The organism is Stenotrophomonas sp. 22LJNL06-5-1 (genome assembly GCF_056861455.1).
In genome coordinates, this window is the sequence record NZ_JBSPUE010000009.1 from 109,820 (window position 1) to 124,885 (window position 15,066).

A 15,066-nucleotide genomic window follows, 5' to 3' on the forward strand; every position below is an offset into this window, starting at 1 on the left:
CCATGACCCGAACCCTGATTTCCTGCTGTGTCGCGCTGCTGCTGGCCCCTGCCGTGGCGCTGGCCGACACCCGCATCGACGAGCGCCACACCTTGGCTGCGGGCGGTCGCATCGAGCTGAGCAACGTGGCCGGCAAGGTGACCGTGCGTGGCTGGGACCGCAACGACGTGCAGCTCACCGGCACGCTCAGCGACGGCCTGCAGTTGCGTCAGGAAAAAAGCGCCAACCGTGTGCGCTGGGAGATCGAATATCCGCGCCGCAGCAACAACGGCGGTGCAACGCTGGTGCTGAACGTGCCGCGATCGGTGGAGCTGCTGCTGAGCACGGTCAGCGCCAGCCAGGACATCAGTGGTATCGATGTGCGACGGCTGCAGGCCGACACGGTCAGCGGCAGCCTGAGCGCGGCGGGCCGCAGTGGCGACAGCAAGCTCAACACGGTCAGTGGCAGAGTCAGCGCACGCCTGCAGACGCCCAGGCTGGACGTGAACACGGTCAGTGGCCGCATCGAGGCCGGCGGCGGGGTGTCCGGTGATATCGGTGCGCAGACGGTGTCCGGCCGGGTCGAGGTGGACGCCGGGCGCGTGCAGCGGCTGGCGGTGGAGACCGTCTCGGGCAGCATCGATCTGGCAGCAGCCGGACTGGCACCCGGTGGCCGCATCAATGTCGAATCGGTCAGTGCCTCGGTTACGCTGAGCCTGCCACGCACGGTGTCGGCACAGCTGTCGGTGAACAGCTTCAGCGGGTCGATCAACAGCGATGCCGGGCAGGTGGAGCGGCCGCGCTACGGCCCCGGCAGCCATCTTGATACGCGGTTGGGCAGTGGCGACGGTGACATCCGCATCCAGTCGCATTCGGGCAGTGTTCGGGTAAGCCTGGATCGCTGAGCGCGGTCCGGCAGGCCGCGGCGGCAGCGCCGCCGCGGTCGGTGCTGGGTCAGCTGGCTTTCTTCAGCGCCCAGGTGGTGCCGAGGACTTCGATCTTGCCACCGGCCTTGCGGAACGCTGCCAGGTCCGAAGCGATCGAATCGCTGCTGACCACGGTGCTGGCGGCCGCGCCCTTGCGTTCGCTGCGGATGCTGTTGCTGGCCTTCGCGGGGGTCTTTGCCTTGCGGGGCATGGTTGCTCCTGTCAGGTGGAAGGGGAGGAAAGCGCCCAGGCGTCGGCCTGGCGCAGGTAGTCCTGCCGCTCGCGGCGGCAGTCATCGCCGCCCATCGAAAACTGGCGGCAGATCGCCGGGCGCTGCGAATAGATCGTGCAGCGCAGGTGATAGGGATCGATCGCCGCGCACCAGCCTTCCTCGTTGCGCGCCATCACGGCACGGCCGTGGGTGTCGCGTGACAGAAACTGGCCAGGCACGTGGTCGCCGGGCTGCAGCAGCACGGGCAGCCGGCAACAGACCGCGTCACAACGGCGGCAGTCGATGGGTGCAGGTGCTGCGTCAGGTTGTAAGGCCACAGGGGCCTGGCGGGTGCCCAAAGCGGGTCTCGATGGCGGCTCAGGTGCTGCGCGGACCATGAACGAGCCAGGAAGGCATGGCCGCTAGGCCCGCAGGGCGGGCCAGGCTGCACCGTGGACACACACCGGCGTGGCCGGTGGAAGGTGCAGCGGGGTTCTAGCCGACCAAGAGTAACTTAGACCGCGTAACGTTTTGTTAATCCTGGCTGGCTGCCGCCAATGCCAGGCCCTGGACGACGCCCAGCGAGGGCTCGCCGTGGACCATGCGGGCCCCCGGGAAGGCCTCGGCCACGGCCTGGCGCAGGTAGCCGGCACGGGACATGCCGCCGGTCAGGAACACCGCATCCGGGTCGCCCCCGATGTCGCTGCGGACCTGGGCAAGCAGTTCCCGGATCTGCTCCAGGTAGCCGTGGGCGGCGGCGGCCAGGCCATCGGCGCTGCTGTCGGCATGCAGGTCGCGGGCGATGTAGTCCAGCGTGCTGCGGTGCTCGCTGGTGGCGCTGAGGGCGATCTTGGCGCGTTCGACATCGCGGTACAGGCGGGCGGTATTGCCGGTGTCCTGCAGGGCCTGCAGGCGCGCGCCCCACGGGTCGTCGACGTGATCGTATTTGTGCTGGCGGAAGTCACGCTGGCGCGTCATGTCCTGCACGGTGGCTGCTTCCACATAGTGATGGGCGGGCACGCGGGTGATGCCGCGGCCGAACAGCGGCATGTAGCTGGACAGGCTCAGCGCCAGGTCGATGTCGGTACCGCCGCGGGCGATACCCCACGCGCGGTGGATACGCGGGGCGTCGTCGCCGCCGACTTCGGCATGCGCGATGTCGGTGGTACCGCCACCGATGTCGACGATCACCGCCTGGTGCCGCTCGTGGCTTTCGGCGTGGTAATGCATGGCCGCCGCGGCCGGTTCCTCGAGGAAGTCGATCTGGTCGAAACCAGCCTGGGTGGCGGCTTCGCGCAGGATGTCCAGCGCCTGGTCGTTGCCGGCCGCGCCGATCGAGCTGCGGAACTGCACCGGGCGCCCGAGCAGGGCGGCACGCAGCGGCTGGCCGAGCTGGGCGCTGGCAGTCAGGCGGATGTGCTCGAGGATGTGTGCGGCGATGCCGGTGATGGTCTGCTTCGCGCGCGGGTGCAGGTTGTAGCCGAGCATCGACTTCGGGCTCTGCACCAGGTTGCCCTCGTGTTCCTCGAAGTAGGCTTCCAGTGCATCGTCGCCGTAGACCGCGTTCTGCAGCAGGTCGCTGGCGCTGCGTTCCTTGCCGGCGCGGGCTTCCATCCATTCCCGGCGCAGTGCGCGCAGGGCTTCGCGGCGCAGCGCCTGCGGCGTGCGTTCCTGGCCGGCGGCACGGGCCGCGCGCGCAGCGCTGTCGATCATCTGCTGCAGCTGGTGTTCCTGGCCGTCGTCGAGCTGGAAGTCATCCGGGTCGGGCACCACGCCGGGGAAGTACACGCTGGTGCGGAACTGTTCGGCGTCACCGAAGCGGATCGGCAGCAGTGTCCCCTCATGCACGATGGCGGCGGCGGAGTTGCTGGTACCGAAGTCGATGCCGAGGCGCATGGGGAGTTCCGGGGGCGATCAGGGGCCGCGCACTCTGCTGCAGTTCGGCGCCGACTGCAAGTTCCCGGGGCGTGCTGTTCTGGTTCGGGTCCAGTGGGCAGCCCGGAGCCCGCCCGGAAAAGGGGCAGGGAAGCCAGCCGGTTACAATGGTGGCTGTTGATTCACTTTGAGGTACTTGCTGATGTCTTCTGCCCCCGCCTGCCCGCAGTGCACCCTGGAAAACACCTACGCCGATGGTGCGCTGTGGATCTGCGCCGACTGCGGTTTCGAATGGACCGCCGAGGAAAGCGCCGGTTCCACCCTGGTCGTGCGTGACAGCAACGGCAATACCCTGCAGGCCGGCGACACCGTCACCGTGATCAAGGACCTGAAGGTCAAGGGCTCCTCGATCCCGCTCAAGCAGGGCACCGTGATCCGCAACATCCGCCTGGTCGAGGATGATGCCGAGCACATCGAAGGCAACTCGGACAAGATCAAGGGCCTGGTCCTGAAGACCTGCTTCCTCAAGAAGGCCTGATCGCCTTCAGCGCTTGGCCTGCTGCTGCGCGCGCCAGCGGGCCAGGCTGTCCAGCTTGGCCTGGTAGCGTGCCTGCTCCGGCGCGCCCCCCAGTTCCTGCGCACGCAGCAGTTCGCGATCGGCGCGCTTGAGCTGGCCGGCCAGGAAATAGACCCGCGCCAGCCCGAAGTGGAACTGATGCGCGGTGTCATACAGGCGTACGGCCTGCCGGTAATAGCGGATCGCCAGGTCCAGCTGGCCGGCGCGTTCGGCCTTGGCGCCGAACATGTACTGCGCGAACGGGTCTTCGCGCTGCACCGACTTCAACCGGCGCTCAAGTGACTGCGCCTGCGCGGTCATGCCCAGGCTGCGGAACAGCGCGGAGGCATTGGTCAGTGCGGCATCCTGGCGGCCGTCCAGCTGCAGCGATCGGTCCAGCGCCTGCCGCGCCGCCTCGTTGTTGCCTTCGCGGTGGTCGAGCACGCCGAGGTTGTTCCACACCGGAGCGAACCCGCTGTCCTGGGCCAGGGACGCCTCGAAGAATGCACGGGCGCCGACGAAGTCACCGTCGGCGAGGCGTTCCGCACCCCGGTTGTTGTAGAAGTGCGCCAATGCCCGCGCACGGCTGACGGGAACCGGCCCGCGGCGGTCATAGAGCACATTGCGATCCAGATCGACGGTACCGAAACGCCCGCCGACGTCGACACCGGCGTTGACGTGGCCGACGCTGTAGACCACGCCTGCGTCCTGGTCCTGGTACCAGGACACCACCTGCCCCACTTCCTGCACGCGGGCCTGGATGCCAGCCTCCCGCGCAAGCGTCACGAACAGCAGGGTGAAGGCAAGGCAGTTGGCGCGGCGGTGCTGCCAGATATCGCTGACGGAGTAGGTCGCATTGGCGTCGTACTGCAGGTCCAGCCCGTGCTGGTCGAAGATCATCTCCACGAGCGCCTGCAGCCGCTGGTCGCGGGAGTAGCTGCGCTGGATCACCTGCTTCTGGAGCATCGCACGCAGGTCCGCGGGAATGGCGAACACTTCTTCCGGGGGCGGCACGCGTGCGGCCGACACGGTGATGGTCGGGGTCGTCACCACATCGGGCGGCGGTGCCTGGCCTGCGCCGAAGGCAGGAGCACAGAAGGCCAGCAGCGAAAGAGTGAGGCAATGGGCGGCAGAACGGTACATGACGGTTCCCGGAAGCGGCGGGCGCTCCCGCCTGTGGCGAGTGTATTCCCATGGATGTCCGGCTGCAGCGACCGTTGGTCGGCGCCGCGTTCATCCACAACCGATGTGGACCAGCGCTCGACAAAGCTGTGGACAACTGGCTCCGGGCCCCGCCCGGCAAGCGTTGTGATTGCGTGGTGAAAAAACCGCCAGCTTGCCCGGCGCCGGCGCAGGCGGGATGATCCGGGCATGGACTTCTCACCGCTGACGCTTGCCCCGGCGCAGTGGCAGGCGCTGCAGGACAGCTATGCAACGCCGCCACGGGCCTACCACCACTTCGGCCATGTGCGCGCGGTGCTGCAGCACTGCCAGGAGGTCGCCGACGGCCCCGGCTGGAAGCAGCCGGCCGAGATCTATCTGGCCGTGCTCTATCACGACGCGATCTACCAGGCGGGGCGCAAGGACAACGAGGCGCGTTCGGCGCAGCTGGCCCTGCAGGCGATCGCACAGGCGCCAGAGCTGGCCGCGGTGGATGCCGCACGCGTCGAACAGTTGATCCTGCTGACCGCCCGTCATGGCGCGCTTGGTCCGGAGGATGTGGATGCCGAGGCGGCGCTGTTCCTGGACTGCGACATGGCGATCCTGGCCGCACCGGAGCCGGTGTTCGCCGCCTATGACCGTGGCGTGGCCGAAGAGTACAAGGGCGTGGTGCCGGGCTTTCTGTACCGTGCCGGCCGCCGACGGTTCCTGCAGGGCCTGCTGCGCGCGCCGCGGATCTTCCTCAGCGAGTTCTTCCACCAGCGCCTGGACGCGGCTGCCCGTGACAACCTGCGCCGCCAACTGGGTGGTTGAGCCGGCCCGGTACACTGGTGGCCTGTTTCCAATGATTGTCGTTTCCGACCGTGTCCGTCCCTGATCCCGATCCCCGCCCGCTGCCACCGGAAGAGCCCGGTCCCAACGAATGCTGCGGCAGTGGTTGCCCGCTGTGCGTGCTGGACCTGTATTCCGATGAGCTGCAGCGCTACCGCAAGGCGCTGGCCGAGTGGAAGACGCGGCATCCAGAGGCCGCACCATGAGTCGTGCGCGTCCGGCGGCGGTGCTGGCACTGGTGGCGCTGCTGCTGTTCGTGGCCACCGCGCTGTGGACCCAGGTCGCGCGCAGTGATCTGGACTGGGTGCGGGCGACCTTGAGCCTGTACCTGCACGGGCCGTGGGGGCTGGCATTGCGCGCAGCCTACTGCCTGCTGGCGCTGGCCATTGCGGCGCTTGGCATTGCGCTGTATCGCGGCAGCATCGGCCCGCGGCGCAGTGCGGCCGCACCGCTGTTGTTCACGGTTTCCGCGCTGGGCCTGGCGACGGTGGCGATCGGCGACAGCTGGCTGCCTGAAGCGACACCGCTGCTGGCACCGTTCATCCATGGGCTGGCAGCCAACACGGCGTTCCTGTGTGCCAGCGTCGGCATGCTGCTGCAGGCCTGGTACCTGCGCCGCGAACCGGGTTGGCAGTCCGCCGCGGGCCTGCTCTGGGGCTGGGCATGGCTGGCCTTCGTGCTGCTGTGGCTGCACGTGCTGTGGCGTGGTGGACCACCGCGTGGGCTGGGACAGAAAGTGGTGATCGCGGTGATCGTTGGCTGGCTGCTGTATCTGGCGATGGCCCTGTACCGGCGCAGCCGTCGGGCCGTAGCCCACTGAATCCCCAACGGCCTGCGCCGGTACGTGCCGTGCACGCGGCGGCGGCGTATCGTGTGCGCATTCCATCGGGGATGCGATATGAAGCGTGCAGGGCTGGGCAGGGCAATGAGTGTGGTACTGGCGCTGGCCGCGCTGCCGGCGACGGCGGCGGTGACCCCTCAGCAGTTCAGCCATGGGCGGTTCGAGCAGATTCCCGTGCACATGCCGGCCGGCACGCCGCAACGGGTGGTGATCTGGTTCCACGAACCCACGGCCGGCGGTGACACCAGCCGCCTGCCGATCGAGGCCCTGCGTGCCGATGGCGCGCTGGTCGCGGCAGTGGACATTGCGCACCTGCGCGGTGTGCTCAAGCGCGAGGGGGACCCGACCTGTTCGTTCGGTTCCGGTGACGTCGAGAATTTCTCACGTTGGCTGCAGGCCTCGCTGCATCTGCCCGGTTACCACCTGCCGCTGGTCGGCGGTGATGGCGAAGGTGCCGAGATGGCCTATTCGCTGGCAGCGCAGGCCGATACCCAGGTGTTCGCCGGTGTACTGACTACTGGCTTCTGCCCCGACCACAACCACCAGCGCATGGTCTGCGGCGATGGTGTGAAGCACAACAGGCTGCAGCCGGCCGAACTGAATTTTCCGTGGTTGAGTGCGGCAGGTGATCACGGCTGCAAGGTGGGCCAGGCCAACCAGTTCGTGCAGCAGGTCGCCATGGCTCGCGAGTTCAAGCGCACTGCGCGCGGCGATGCGTCACCGGGCCTGGTGGCTGCGGCACGGGTGATCGGCGCGCAGGCCGGCGTCAGCCTGGCCCCCCCGCCTGCTGCACTGAAGGGCCTGCCGGTGGTGGAAATGCCGGCGACCGGCAACGGCGATACGCTGGCGGTGTTCGTCTCCGGCGACGGTGGCTGGGCTGGCCTGGACAAGAACGTGGCGTCGTCACTCAACGAGCATGGCGTGGCGGTCATCGGCATCGATTCGCTGCGCTACTTCTGGAGCGAGCGCACGCCCAAGGGCTTTGCCGGCGATCTGCAGAAGATCATCGACCACTACCGTCAGCAATGGCACCGCGACAAGGTGATGCTGATCGGTTTCTCGCAGGGTGCCGACGTGCTGCCGGCCACGATCAACCAGCTCGACGCCGGTACCCGCGAGGCGCTGGAGCGCATCGTGTTGCTGTCGGTGGGCAGGAAAGCCGACTTCGAATTCCATGTCAGCAACTGGCTGGGCGGTGGCGGCGACGGCCTGCCGATCGCGCCGGAAGTGGCCAGGCTGCCGGCAGGAAAAACGCTGTGCGTGTACGGCGACAAGGATGAGGACGCACTGTGCCCGGACCTGCCGGCCAATGACGGCGTGAGGAACGTGAAGCTGCCGGGCGATCACCATTTCGGGGGTGACTATGATCGCTTGGCCGAGGTGATCCTCAAGGGCGGGGCGTGAAGCGGAGAGAGTGCGAACCAACGGTTCGCACCCACCAGAACGTGCCGCGGTAATTCCGGGCCACGCCTGACCGCTGTCGCCGACGTGTCGACCAAGGTCGACACCTACCGGGCGGCAGGTGGTGCCGGGCATGCCCGGCGGTATGGGGCGTCAATTGCGCCGCGGATCCAGTGAGATCAGGCGCGTGGCATCCAGCAGCGCGGCCGGCAGATGCATGCCGCCGGGCGCGGCGAGATAGCGTGGCCGCCACTGCGGATCGAACTTCGACTTGAAACGGCGCAGGCCACTGAACCCGTAGAAGCGTTCGCCATGCCGCGCCAGCAGGCCGGCCAGGCGGTTCCAGCGGCCGGCCAGCCGATGCTGTGCCAGCCCGGACAACGGTGCCATGCCCAGCGAGAAACGCGCATAGCCCTGCGCGCGGCCCCACAGGAACAGTTCGATGAAGAGGAAGTCCATCGTGCCCTTCGGTGCTTCGTTGACGTGGCGCATCAGGTCGACCGACAGCTCGGCGCCGGCCGGTGCCTGCCACAGGTTGGCGAACGCCACGATCTGGCCTTCGGCCTCGACCAGCGCTACCGGAAAGCGCGCCAGGTAATCCGGGTCGTAGCTGCCCAGCGAGAAGCCCTTCTCATCGCCGGCCTTGTCTTCCAGCCATGCATTGGAAATGGCGTGCAGGCGTGGCAGCAGGCTGGGAATTTCCTCCACCGGTGCCACGCGGAAGGACAGGCCGCCGCGCTTGCCGCGGTTCCAGGCCTGGCGCAGATCGGCGCGTTCGCGGCCTTCCAGCCCGAAATCATGCAGCGGCACCATCGCTTCCTCGCCCAGCTTGACCAGGCCCAGGCCCAGGTCGAGGTAGGTCTGCCAGTAGGTCTCGCCCACCTGATAGAACACCGGGCGCAGGCCCAGCCGGTCGGCTTCCTCGCGGAAGCGCCAGATCAGTGCGCGCGCCACGTCAGGCGGGCCGACCGGATCGCCCATCGCGATCAGCGAACCGCCGTAGCGCTGCATCATCACGAAGCCCTGTTTCGCATCATCGCGCAGCACCGCCTTGTCGGCGGTCAGTACCAGGCAGGCCTGGGTATCGGTGGCACCGGCCAATACCGGCGCCAGTGATTGCAGCGTGGCCTCGTCGGCGGCTGGCAGCGGGCTGCGCGTACTGTGTAGCAACCGCGCCAGGCCGAACATCACCAGCGCGATCGCCACCACCAGCAATGCACGCAGCGCGCGTGGTGCGTTGCCGGACACCGCGAACTGCCACCACAGCTCGTTCTGGTACTCGACATGGCTGTAGGTGAAGAACAGCAGCCAGGTGGCCGCGACCAGCACCAGGCCGAGGTTGCGCAGCCACGGCCACGACCAGGCTTCGTCCAGCAGCGCCCCCTGGCGGTAGAACTCGCGACGTGCTGCCCACAGTGCCATCGCCACCAGCACTGCCGAGACCGCGATCAACAGTTGGCCACCACGCAGCCACAGCGGCAGCGGGGTGATCACGCACACGGCCATTGCCAGCATCCATGCGGCGTGGCTGCGCCGGGCCAGGCCCTGGCCGATCAGCAGCAGGGCAACGCCACTGAGGCTGCCGATCAGGTGTGAGGTTTCCAGGATCGGCAGCGAGGCGTTCACCAGGTGACGGCGCGGCGTCGGCAGTGTGCCGTCGATGACCAGCGCGGCGCCGATGCTGAACACCGCCAGCGCGATGATCTGCGGCAGCCACGGGCGCAGCGCGTTCCAGCCGGCACGGGTTGCCCCTGCGCTGGCCTGCAGCGGCTGACGCAGCGCGGGCGCAAGGGCGAGCAGGGTGGCCAGCACCAGCGGCAGCACGTAGTAGGTGACGCGGTAGATCAGCGCCGCCGCCAGCACCGCTGCCGGTGCCACCTGCGGCAACAGCTTCAGCAGGCTCCACTCGAACACACCCAGGCCAGCGGGCACGGTGGAGACCAGGCCAGCCAGCACTGCCACCAGGTAGAGGCCGACGAAGCCCGGCAGGCCGGTGGGCGTGGAGTCCGGCAGCAGCACGTAGAACGCCGCACTGGCCAGCACCAGTTCGATGACGCTGAGTACGGTGACACCGATCATGGTGCGGCGGTCGGGCAGCCACAAGGCATGGCCGAATACACTGAACTGACGTCCTTCGCGGCCGACCAGCAGCACGGTGCCGAGATAGGCGAGCAGGGCGACGATACCGACCACGCGCACTGCATTGGGATTCAACGGCAAGGCCAAGGCCGCTGCCGCCGGTTCCATGCAGAGCGCCACGCTGATCAACAACCATGCACCGAATACGAAACCGAGCGTGCTCATCAGCACCACCTGGCCGATCTGCGCCAGGTCCAGGCCGGCGCTGCGGTAGCCACGCAGGCGCACCGCGCCGCCGGTCAACGCGGCAAAGCCCACGGTCTGGCCCAGCGTGTGCGCAAGGAACGCGGTGATGCCGACGCGCGCGGGGTGCACGCGGATGCCGCTGCGCCGCAGGCCGATGGCATCGAAGCCGATCAGGCAGGCGTAACTGGCCAGGCCGAGTACCACGGTGAGCGCGATCTGCGTGCCGCTGAGCTGCCGGAATGCCTGGCGGATGGCGCGATAGCCGTGCTCGTCGAACTCATTGGCCAGGCCGTGCAGGGCCAGGGCGAGGATCAGCAGCGGGATGACGATGGTGGCAACCCGCTTCCAGGTTGGCGTGGAAGAGGCAGTGGTGGAATCGACGGGGGCGGTCATCGGCGCAAGGGTGCGGCAGGAGGGGCGAGGGCGGTGTCAACGCGGGCGTGGCGCATCGTGCGCCTGTCATCGTCATTTGACCAGTGGGACCGCCGGAGCCAGGTAGTGACGTGTCGCGGAGGGTGCCCGTGCACCCACCGTCGACCGGTTTGGAGGACAATGCAGGCCTGATCAACCGCAGGAGCCACGCCCATGATGGAGCGTTACGACGTCGGACCGCGCATGTCCGAAATGACCGTATACAACAAGGTCGCCTACCTCTCCGGCCAGATTCCGGAAGACACCAGCCAGGACATCACCGGCCAGACCCGGCAGGTGCTGGCGGAGATCGACAAGCTGCTGGCGCTGGTCGCCAGTGACCGCCAGCACGTGCTGCGCGCCGAAGTGTTCCTGGCCGACATGGCCGACTTCGACGGCATGAACAAGGCGTGGGACGAGTGGGTGGTTGAAGGTGCGACCCCGGCGCGTGCCACGGTCGAGGCCAAGCTGGCCCACGCCGACTGGAAGGTCGAGATCGTGGTGACGGCGGCGGTACCGTAACGGCAGGCAAGGTCAGGTCCCACCAGCGGAGGGTAGAGTCGACTGTTAGTCGACTATCGCGCGCAGCGCGGGGTTTTGCGCCGCCGGAACGAAGAGCAGTCGACTAACAGTCGACTCTACCCCGCCGCTCCACTGCCGGTTGGTCCGGTGGCTACGTTGGCGCCAGCTCGATGCAGTCCACCGGGCACGGCGGGATGCACAGCTCGCAGCCGGTGCACAGATCGGCGATCACCGTGTGCATGTACTTGGCACCGCCGACGATGGCATCCACCGGGCAGGCCTGGATGCATTTGGTACAGCCGATGCAGTCGGCTTCCACGATCAATGCCACCTGAGCCGACTTGTGCTCGCCGCGCGAGCGATCGAACGGAATTGCCGGTACGCCCAGCACCTGCGCCAGCGCGCGCGCACCGGCATCTCCGCCCGGCGGGCAGTGGTCCACGCCTGCCTCGCCGCGCGCCATGGCCTGCGCGTACGGGCGGCAGCCGTCGTAGCCGCATTGCCCGCATTGGGTCTGCGGCAGCAGGCGGTCGAGGCGTTCGGTCAGGGGCGGGATCAGGCTCATGCGTGGCGAAGGCTGCGCGTTTGGGTCATTTCAGGGGTTTGCCACGGAACCAGCGCTCGTGGGCCAGCGCCAGCATTGGCTTGTCTTCGGAACTGTCGCCGTAGGCATGGATGCGCACGTAGCGCGACAGATCGAACTGGCGACGGATGTGCTCGACCTTGCGCGGGCCGCAGTCGCCACCGGCATAGCGGCCGGTCAGACGACCGTCCTGGCTTTCCAGCCGGTTGCAGATCAGCTGCAGGCCCAGCTGCTCGCACCATGGCCGCAGGTACAGATCCAGCGAGCCGGACACGATCACCACGGTGTGCTGCTGTTCCTTGTGCCAGCGGATCTGCTCCAGCATTTCCGGGCGCACCACGTCGGGCAGGAACTCACGCGAGAAACCGGCCGCCAGCGTGGCGATGTCATCGCTGTGGCGGTCGCTGAACGTCAGGCGGGTGACGCGCGCGCGGATGCGTTCGGCCGAGATCAGCTTCAGCTTGTACGCGGCCAGCCACGGGCCGACCTTCCACCACGCCTGCGCCAGCTGTTCGGCGGTGGCCACGCGGCGCAGGAAACGGCCATAGGTATCGCAGGTGGTCACGGTGTGGTCGAAGTCGAACAGCGCCAGTTCCATTCCGTTGCTTCCCATCGCGTTGCCTCCGGTGGCCGGTGCTGCCGGCGGGCGCGGCCGAGGCCACGCCCGCTGCAGGCATCAGCGGACCGGCATGCCCGGCTGCGCGCCGCTGTCGGCGTCCAGCAACGCCAGCGCGCCACCGTCGAAACCGGCCGACAGGATCATGCCTTCGCTCAGGCCGAAGCGCATCTTGCGCGGGGCCAGGTTGGCGATGAACACCACGCTGCGGCCAACAAGTGCTTCCGGCTCGCCGTAGCTGCCACGGATGCCGGAGAAGATCTGGCGCTTGCCCAGTTCGCCGGCGTCCAGTTCGAAGCGCAGCAGCTTGTCCGAACCTTCCACGAACTCGCACACCAGCACCTTGCCGATGCGCAGGTCGAGCTTGGCGAAATCGTCGATGCCGATGTAGGCCGGAGCGTCGGCGCCCTTGGCTTCGTCCTTGGCCGGGGCCGGTGCGGCCGGCTTGACCGCTTCGGTCTTGGCGGCGGGGGCGGCAACGGTGGCCGGCTGCAGGGTGTCCTTGGAGGCGTCGATCATGGCGTCAATCTTCTTCGGGTCGATACGGGTAAACAGCGGGGTGTAGTCGGTGATGCGGTGGCTCAGCAGCGGCTGCACCAGGTCGGTCCAGTCGTTCACCGGCGCGGCCAGGAAGGCCTCGGCCTGCGCGGCGGTGGCCGGCAGCACCGGCTTCAGGGCGGTGACCAGCACGCGGAACAGGTTCAGGCCCTGGCTGCATACGGCCTGCAGCTGCACGTCGGCGCCTTCCTGCTTGGCGATGACCCACGGCTTGACGTCGTCGATGTAGCGGTTGGCTTCGTCGGCCAGGGTCATGGTCAGGCGGATCGCCGCGGCCGGGTCGTTGCGTTCGTAGGCTTCACGGATCGGCGCCAGGCCATCGACGAAGCGCTGGTACTGCGCCGCATCGGGCAGCTGCGCGGCCAGCTGGCCGTCGAAGCGCTTGCTGATGAAGCCGGCGCAGCGGCTGGCCAGGTTGACGAACTTGCCGACCAGGTCCGCATTGACGCGGGCGATGAAGTCACCCAGGTTCAGGTCGAGATCGTCGACGCCACCGCCGGACTTGGCGGCGTAGTAGTAGCGCAGCGCTTCCGGCTCCAGGCCGGCATCGAGGAAGGTACGCGCCATCACGAAGGTGCCGCGCGACTTGCTCATCTTGGCACCGTCCACGGTCAGGTAGCCGTTGACGTGCAGGCGGGTCGGCGCGCGGTGGCCGGTACCGTGCAGCACCGCCGGCCAGAACAGGCCGTGGAAGTTGACGATGTCCTTGCCGATGAAGTGGTGCAGCTCGGTGGCGGTGCCGGCGCGCAGGTGCGCTTCGAAGTCTTCGCCGATCTTGCCGCACAGGGTCTGGAAGCTGGACAGGTAGCCGATCGGTGCGTCCAGCCAGACGTAGAAGTACTTGCCCGGCTGGCCGGGAATCTGGAAGCCGAAGTACGGGGCATCGCGCGAGATGTCCCACGCGCGCAGGCCACCTTCAGCATTGAGCCACTCACCCAGCTTGGCCTTCACGCCCGGCAGGGCGACATCGCCGGCCAGCCATTCGCGCAGGAACGCGTCGAAGTGGCCCACCTCGAAGAAGAAGTGCTCCGAATCGCGCATTTCCGGCGTGGCACCGGAGATGACCGAACGCGGCTCCTTCAGGTCGGTCGGTGCATAGGTCGCGCCGCAGACTTCGCAGTTGTCGCCGTACTGGTCGGGGCTGCCGCAGTTCGGGCAGATGCCCTTGACGTAGCGGTCGGGCAGGAACATGCCCTTGGCCGGGTCGTAGAACTGCGCGACCGAACGGCGGCTGATGTGGCCGGCCGCTTCCAGCTTCAGGTAGAACTGCTCGGTCAACGCCTTGTTGGCCGCCGAATTGGTCGAGTCGTAGTGGTCGAAGGCCACGCCGAATGCGGCGAAGTCACGCTCGTGGCTGGCCTGGATGTTGGCGATGAAGGCTTCCGGGGTGACCCCGGCCTTTTCCGCGGCCAGCATGATCGGCGTGCCGTGGGTGTCGTCGGCGCAGACGAACCAGGCCTTGCCGCCACTCATTCGCCGCGCACGCACCCAGATGTCAGCCTGGATGTAGCCGACCAGGTGGCCCAGATGCAGCGGGCCGTTGGCGTAGGGCAGGGCGGTGGTGACGAGCGCGGTACGGGTCATGGTCGCGGGGTGGATCCGAGGGGAACCGCAGATTATCGCATGCCCGCAACGACGTGACCCGGCCGGGGCCGGGTCACGGGGATGAAGCGGGGCCGGGTGCTTACTCGCGCTGCCAGGTCTGCGCGCGGCAGATGAAGGCGATGCAGCCGGACACGTCCAGCTTGGTGCCGCCCGGCTGCAGTTCCATCTTGGACTTGTAGGTCTTGCCGTTGGCCGGGTCGAGGATGGTACCGCCGGACCACTTGTTGGCGCCGTCGGCCTTCAGGTTCCAGAGGATGGTCATGCCCTTCACCGGCTTGTTCCTGTTGGCGCCTTCACAGCCGTCGCAGACCGGGTTCGGGCCCTTGTCCGAGTGCAGGATGTCGACCACCTTGCCGGTCAGCGTGCCGTTGGCGGCCTGGCTGATCTCGACGATCGACTTCACCTTGCCGGTCTTGTCGTCGATGGTCTTCCAGCGGCCGGCGGCGCCGTCGGCGGCCTGCGCCGACAGGGCGGCCAGGCACAGCGGCAGTGCCAGCAGCAGGGTCTTGAAGGTCTTGCGCATGGTCCCCTCCCAGGGTTCATTCCGGCAGGGTGCCGGTACGGGTCGACTGTATACCCATTCGGCGGGGTATGGGGAAGGGGGGCTTTGCAGGGCTGCGCCCTGCACCTGCAGAGGCAACAGCAACTGCAGCGGCGGGATTCCG

Annotated in this window: 16 protein-coding genes; 7 read left to right on the top strand and 9 right to left on the bottom strand. The window is 67.8% G+C overall.

All coding sequences use genetic code 11. The features are described from left to right. The first annotated feature begins 2 nt into the window (after positions 1–2). A complete protein-coding gene (locus AC13GF_RS18340) occupies positions 3–884 on the top strand; it encodes a DUF4097 family beta strand repeat-containing protein (protein WP_483005563.1) in 882 nt (293 codons plus the stop codon). A gap of 49 nt (positions 885–933) precedes the next feature. Here AC13GF_RS18340 and AC13GF_RS18345 read toward each other — a convergent pair whose 3' ends face one another. The 3 genes from AC13GF_RS18345 to AC13GF_RS18355 form a co-directional block, all read right to left on the bottom strand. Next, positions 934–1,116 (bottom strand): hypothetical protein, encoded by a 183-nt coding sequence (locus AC13GF_RS18345; protein WP_005410566.1) that lies wholly within the window; start codon positions 1,114–1,116, stop codon positions 934–936. A gap of 11 nt (positions 1,117–1,127) precedes the next feature. Then, positions 1,128–1,514 (bottom strand): YkgJ family cysteine cluster protein, encoded by a 387-nt coding sequence (locus tag AC13GF_RS18350; protein ID WP_012480951.1) that lies wholly within the window; start codon positions 1,512–1,514, stop codon positions 1,128–1,130. 136 nt (positions 1,515–1,650) lie between these two features. Then, positions 1,651–3,012 (bottom strand): Hsp70 family protein, encoded by a 1,362-nt coding sequence (locus tag AC13GF_RS18355; RefSeq protein ID WP_483005564.1) that lies wholly within the window; start codon positions 3,010–3,012, stop codon positions 1,651–1,653. Between the two features lie 181 nt (positions 3,013–3,193). Here AC13GF_RS18355 and AC13GF_RS18360 point away from each other — a divergent pair, with 181 nt between their 5' ends. After that, entirely contained in the window at positions 3,194–3,529 is a 336-nt protein-coding gene (locus AC13GF_RS18360; RefSeq protein ID WP_010482882.1) for a zinc ribbon domain-containing protein YjdM, read from the top strand. Positions 3,530–3,535: 6 nt separating this feature from the next. On the opposite strand, the gene AC13GF_RS18365 is transcribed toward AC13GF_RS18360, so the two are convergent. Continuing rightward, positions 3,536–4,690: a tetratricopeptide repeat protein gene (locus tag AC13GF_RS18365; RefSeq protein ID WP_483005565.1), complete on the bottom strand. Its 1,155-nt coding sequence runs from the start codon at positions 4,688–4,690 to the stop codon at positions 3,536–3,538. Between the two features lie 228 nt (positions 4,691–4,918). Here AC13GF_RS18365 and AC13GF_RS18370 point away from each other — a divergent pair, with 228 nt between their 5' ends. The 4 genes from AC13GF_RS18370 (at position 4,919) to AC13GF_RS18385 (ending at position 7,784) form a co-directional block, all read left to right on the top strand. After that, complete coding sequence (locus tag AC13GF_RS18370; protein ID WP_483005566.1) at positions 4,919–5,521, top strand: HD domain-containing protein; 603 nt, start codon at positions 4,919–4,921, stop codon at positions 5,519–5,521. A 50-nt stretch (positions 5,522–5,571) separates the two neighbouring features. Then, positions 5,572–5,745 (top strand): oxidoreductase-like domain-containing protein, encoded by a 174-nt coding sequence (locus tag AC13GF_RS18375; protein ID WP_049398321.1) that lies wholly within the window; start codon positions 5,572–5,574, stop codon positions 5,743–5,745. Further along, positions 5,742–6,359, top strand: coding sequence for a DUF998 domain-containing protein (locus tag AC13GF_RS18380; protein WP_060381071.1), 618 nt, complete (start codon positions 5,742–5,744; stop codon positions 6,357–6,359). Before AC13GF_RS18375 ends, AC13GF_RS18380 begins: the two co-directional genes overlap by 4 nt. A 78-nt stretch (positions 6,360–6,437) precedes the next feature. Then, positions 6,438–7,784 (top strand): virulence factor family protein, encoded by a 1,347-nt coding sequence (locus tag AC13GF_RS18385; protein WP_483005567.1) that lies wholly within the window; start codon positions 6,438–6,440, stop codon positions 7,782–7,784. Between the two features lie 150 nt (positions 7,785–7,934). Here AC13GF_RS18385 and mprF read toward each other — a convergent pair whose 3' ends face one another. Then, complete coding sequence (gene mprF, locus AC13GF_RS18390; protein ID WP_483005568.1) at positions 7,935–10,499, bottom strand: bifunctional lysylphosphatidylglycerol flippase/synthetase MprF; 2,565 nt, start codon at positions 10,497–10,499, stop codon at positions 7,935–7,937. A 192-nt stretch (positions 10,500–10,691) separates the two neighbouring features. On the opposite strand from mprF, the gene AC13GF_RS18395 reads away from it, so the two are divergent. After that, positions 10,692–11,039 (top strand): RidA family protein, encoded by a 348-nt coding sequence (locus AC13GF_RS18395; RefSeq protein WP_005410556.1) that lies wholly within the window; start codon positions 10,692–10,694, stop codon positions 11,037–11,039. Positions 11,040–11,190: 151 nt separating this feature from the next. On the opposite strand, the gene rnfB is transcribed toward AC13GF_RS18395, so the two are convergent. The 4 genes from rnfB to AC13GF_RS18415 all read right to left on the bottom strand — a co-directional run bounded on the left by rnfB (position 11,191) and on the right by AC13GF_RS18415 (position 14,924). After that, complete coding sequence (gene rnfB / locus AC13GF_RS18400; protein ID WP_483005569.1) at positions 11,191–11,604, bottom strand: Rnf electron transport complex subunit RnfB; 414 nt, start codon at positions 11,602–11,604, stop codon at positions 11,191–11,193. A gap of 25 nt (positions 11,605–11,629) precedes the next feature. Continuing rightward, positions 11,630–12,220 carry an HAD family hydrolase gene (locus AC13GF_RS18405; protein ID WP_049463206.1) on the bottom strand — a complete coding sequence of 197 codons (591 nt, stop codon included), beginning with the start codon at positions 12,218–12,220 and terminating at the stop codon, positions 11,630–11,632. A 78-nt stretch (positions 12,221–12,298) separates the two neighbouring features. Next, on the bottom strand, positions 12,299–14,380 hold the full coding sequence (gene metG / locus AC13GF_RS18410; RefSeq protein WP_483005570.1) for a methionine--tRNA ligase: 2,082 nt from the start codon (positions 14,378–14,380) through the stop codon (positions 12,299–12,301). Positions 14,381–14,480: 100 nt separating this feature from the next. Further along, the gene (locus AC13GF_RS18415; RefSeq protein ID WP_093999776.1) at positions 14,481–14,924 is read right to left on the bottom strand and encodes a DUF2147 domain-containing protein; all 444 of its coding nucleotides are present in this window, start codon (positions 14,922–14,924) and stop codon (positions 14,481–14,483) included. Positions 14,925–15,066 lie beyond the last annotated feature (142 nt).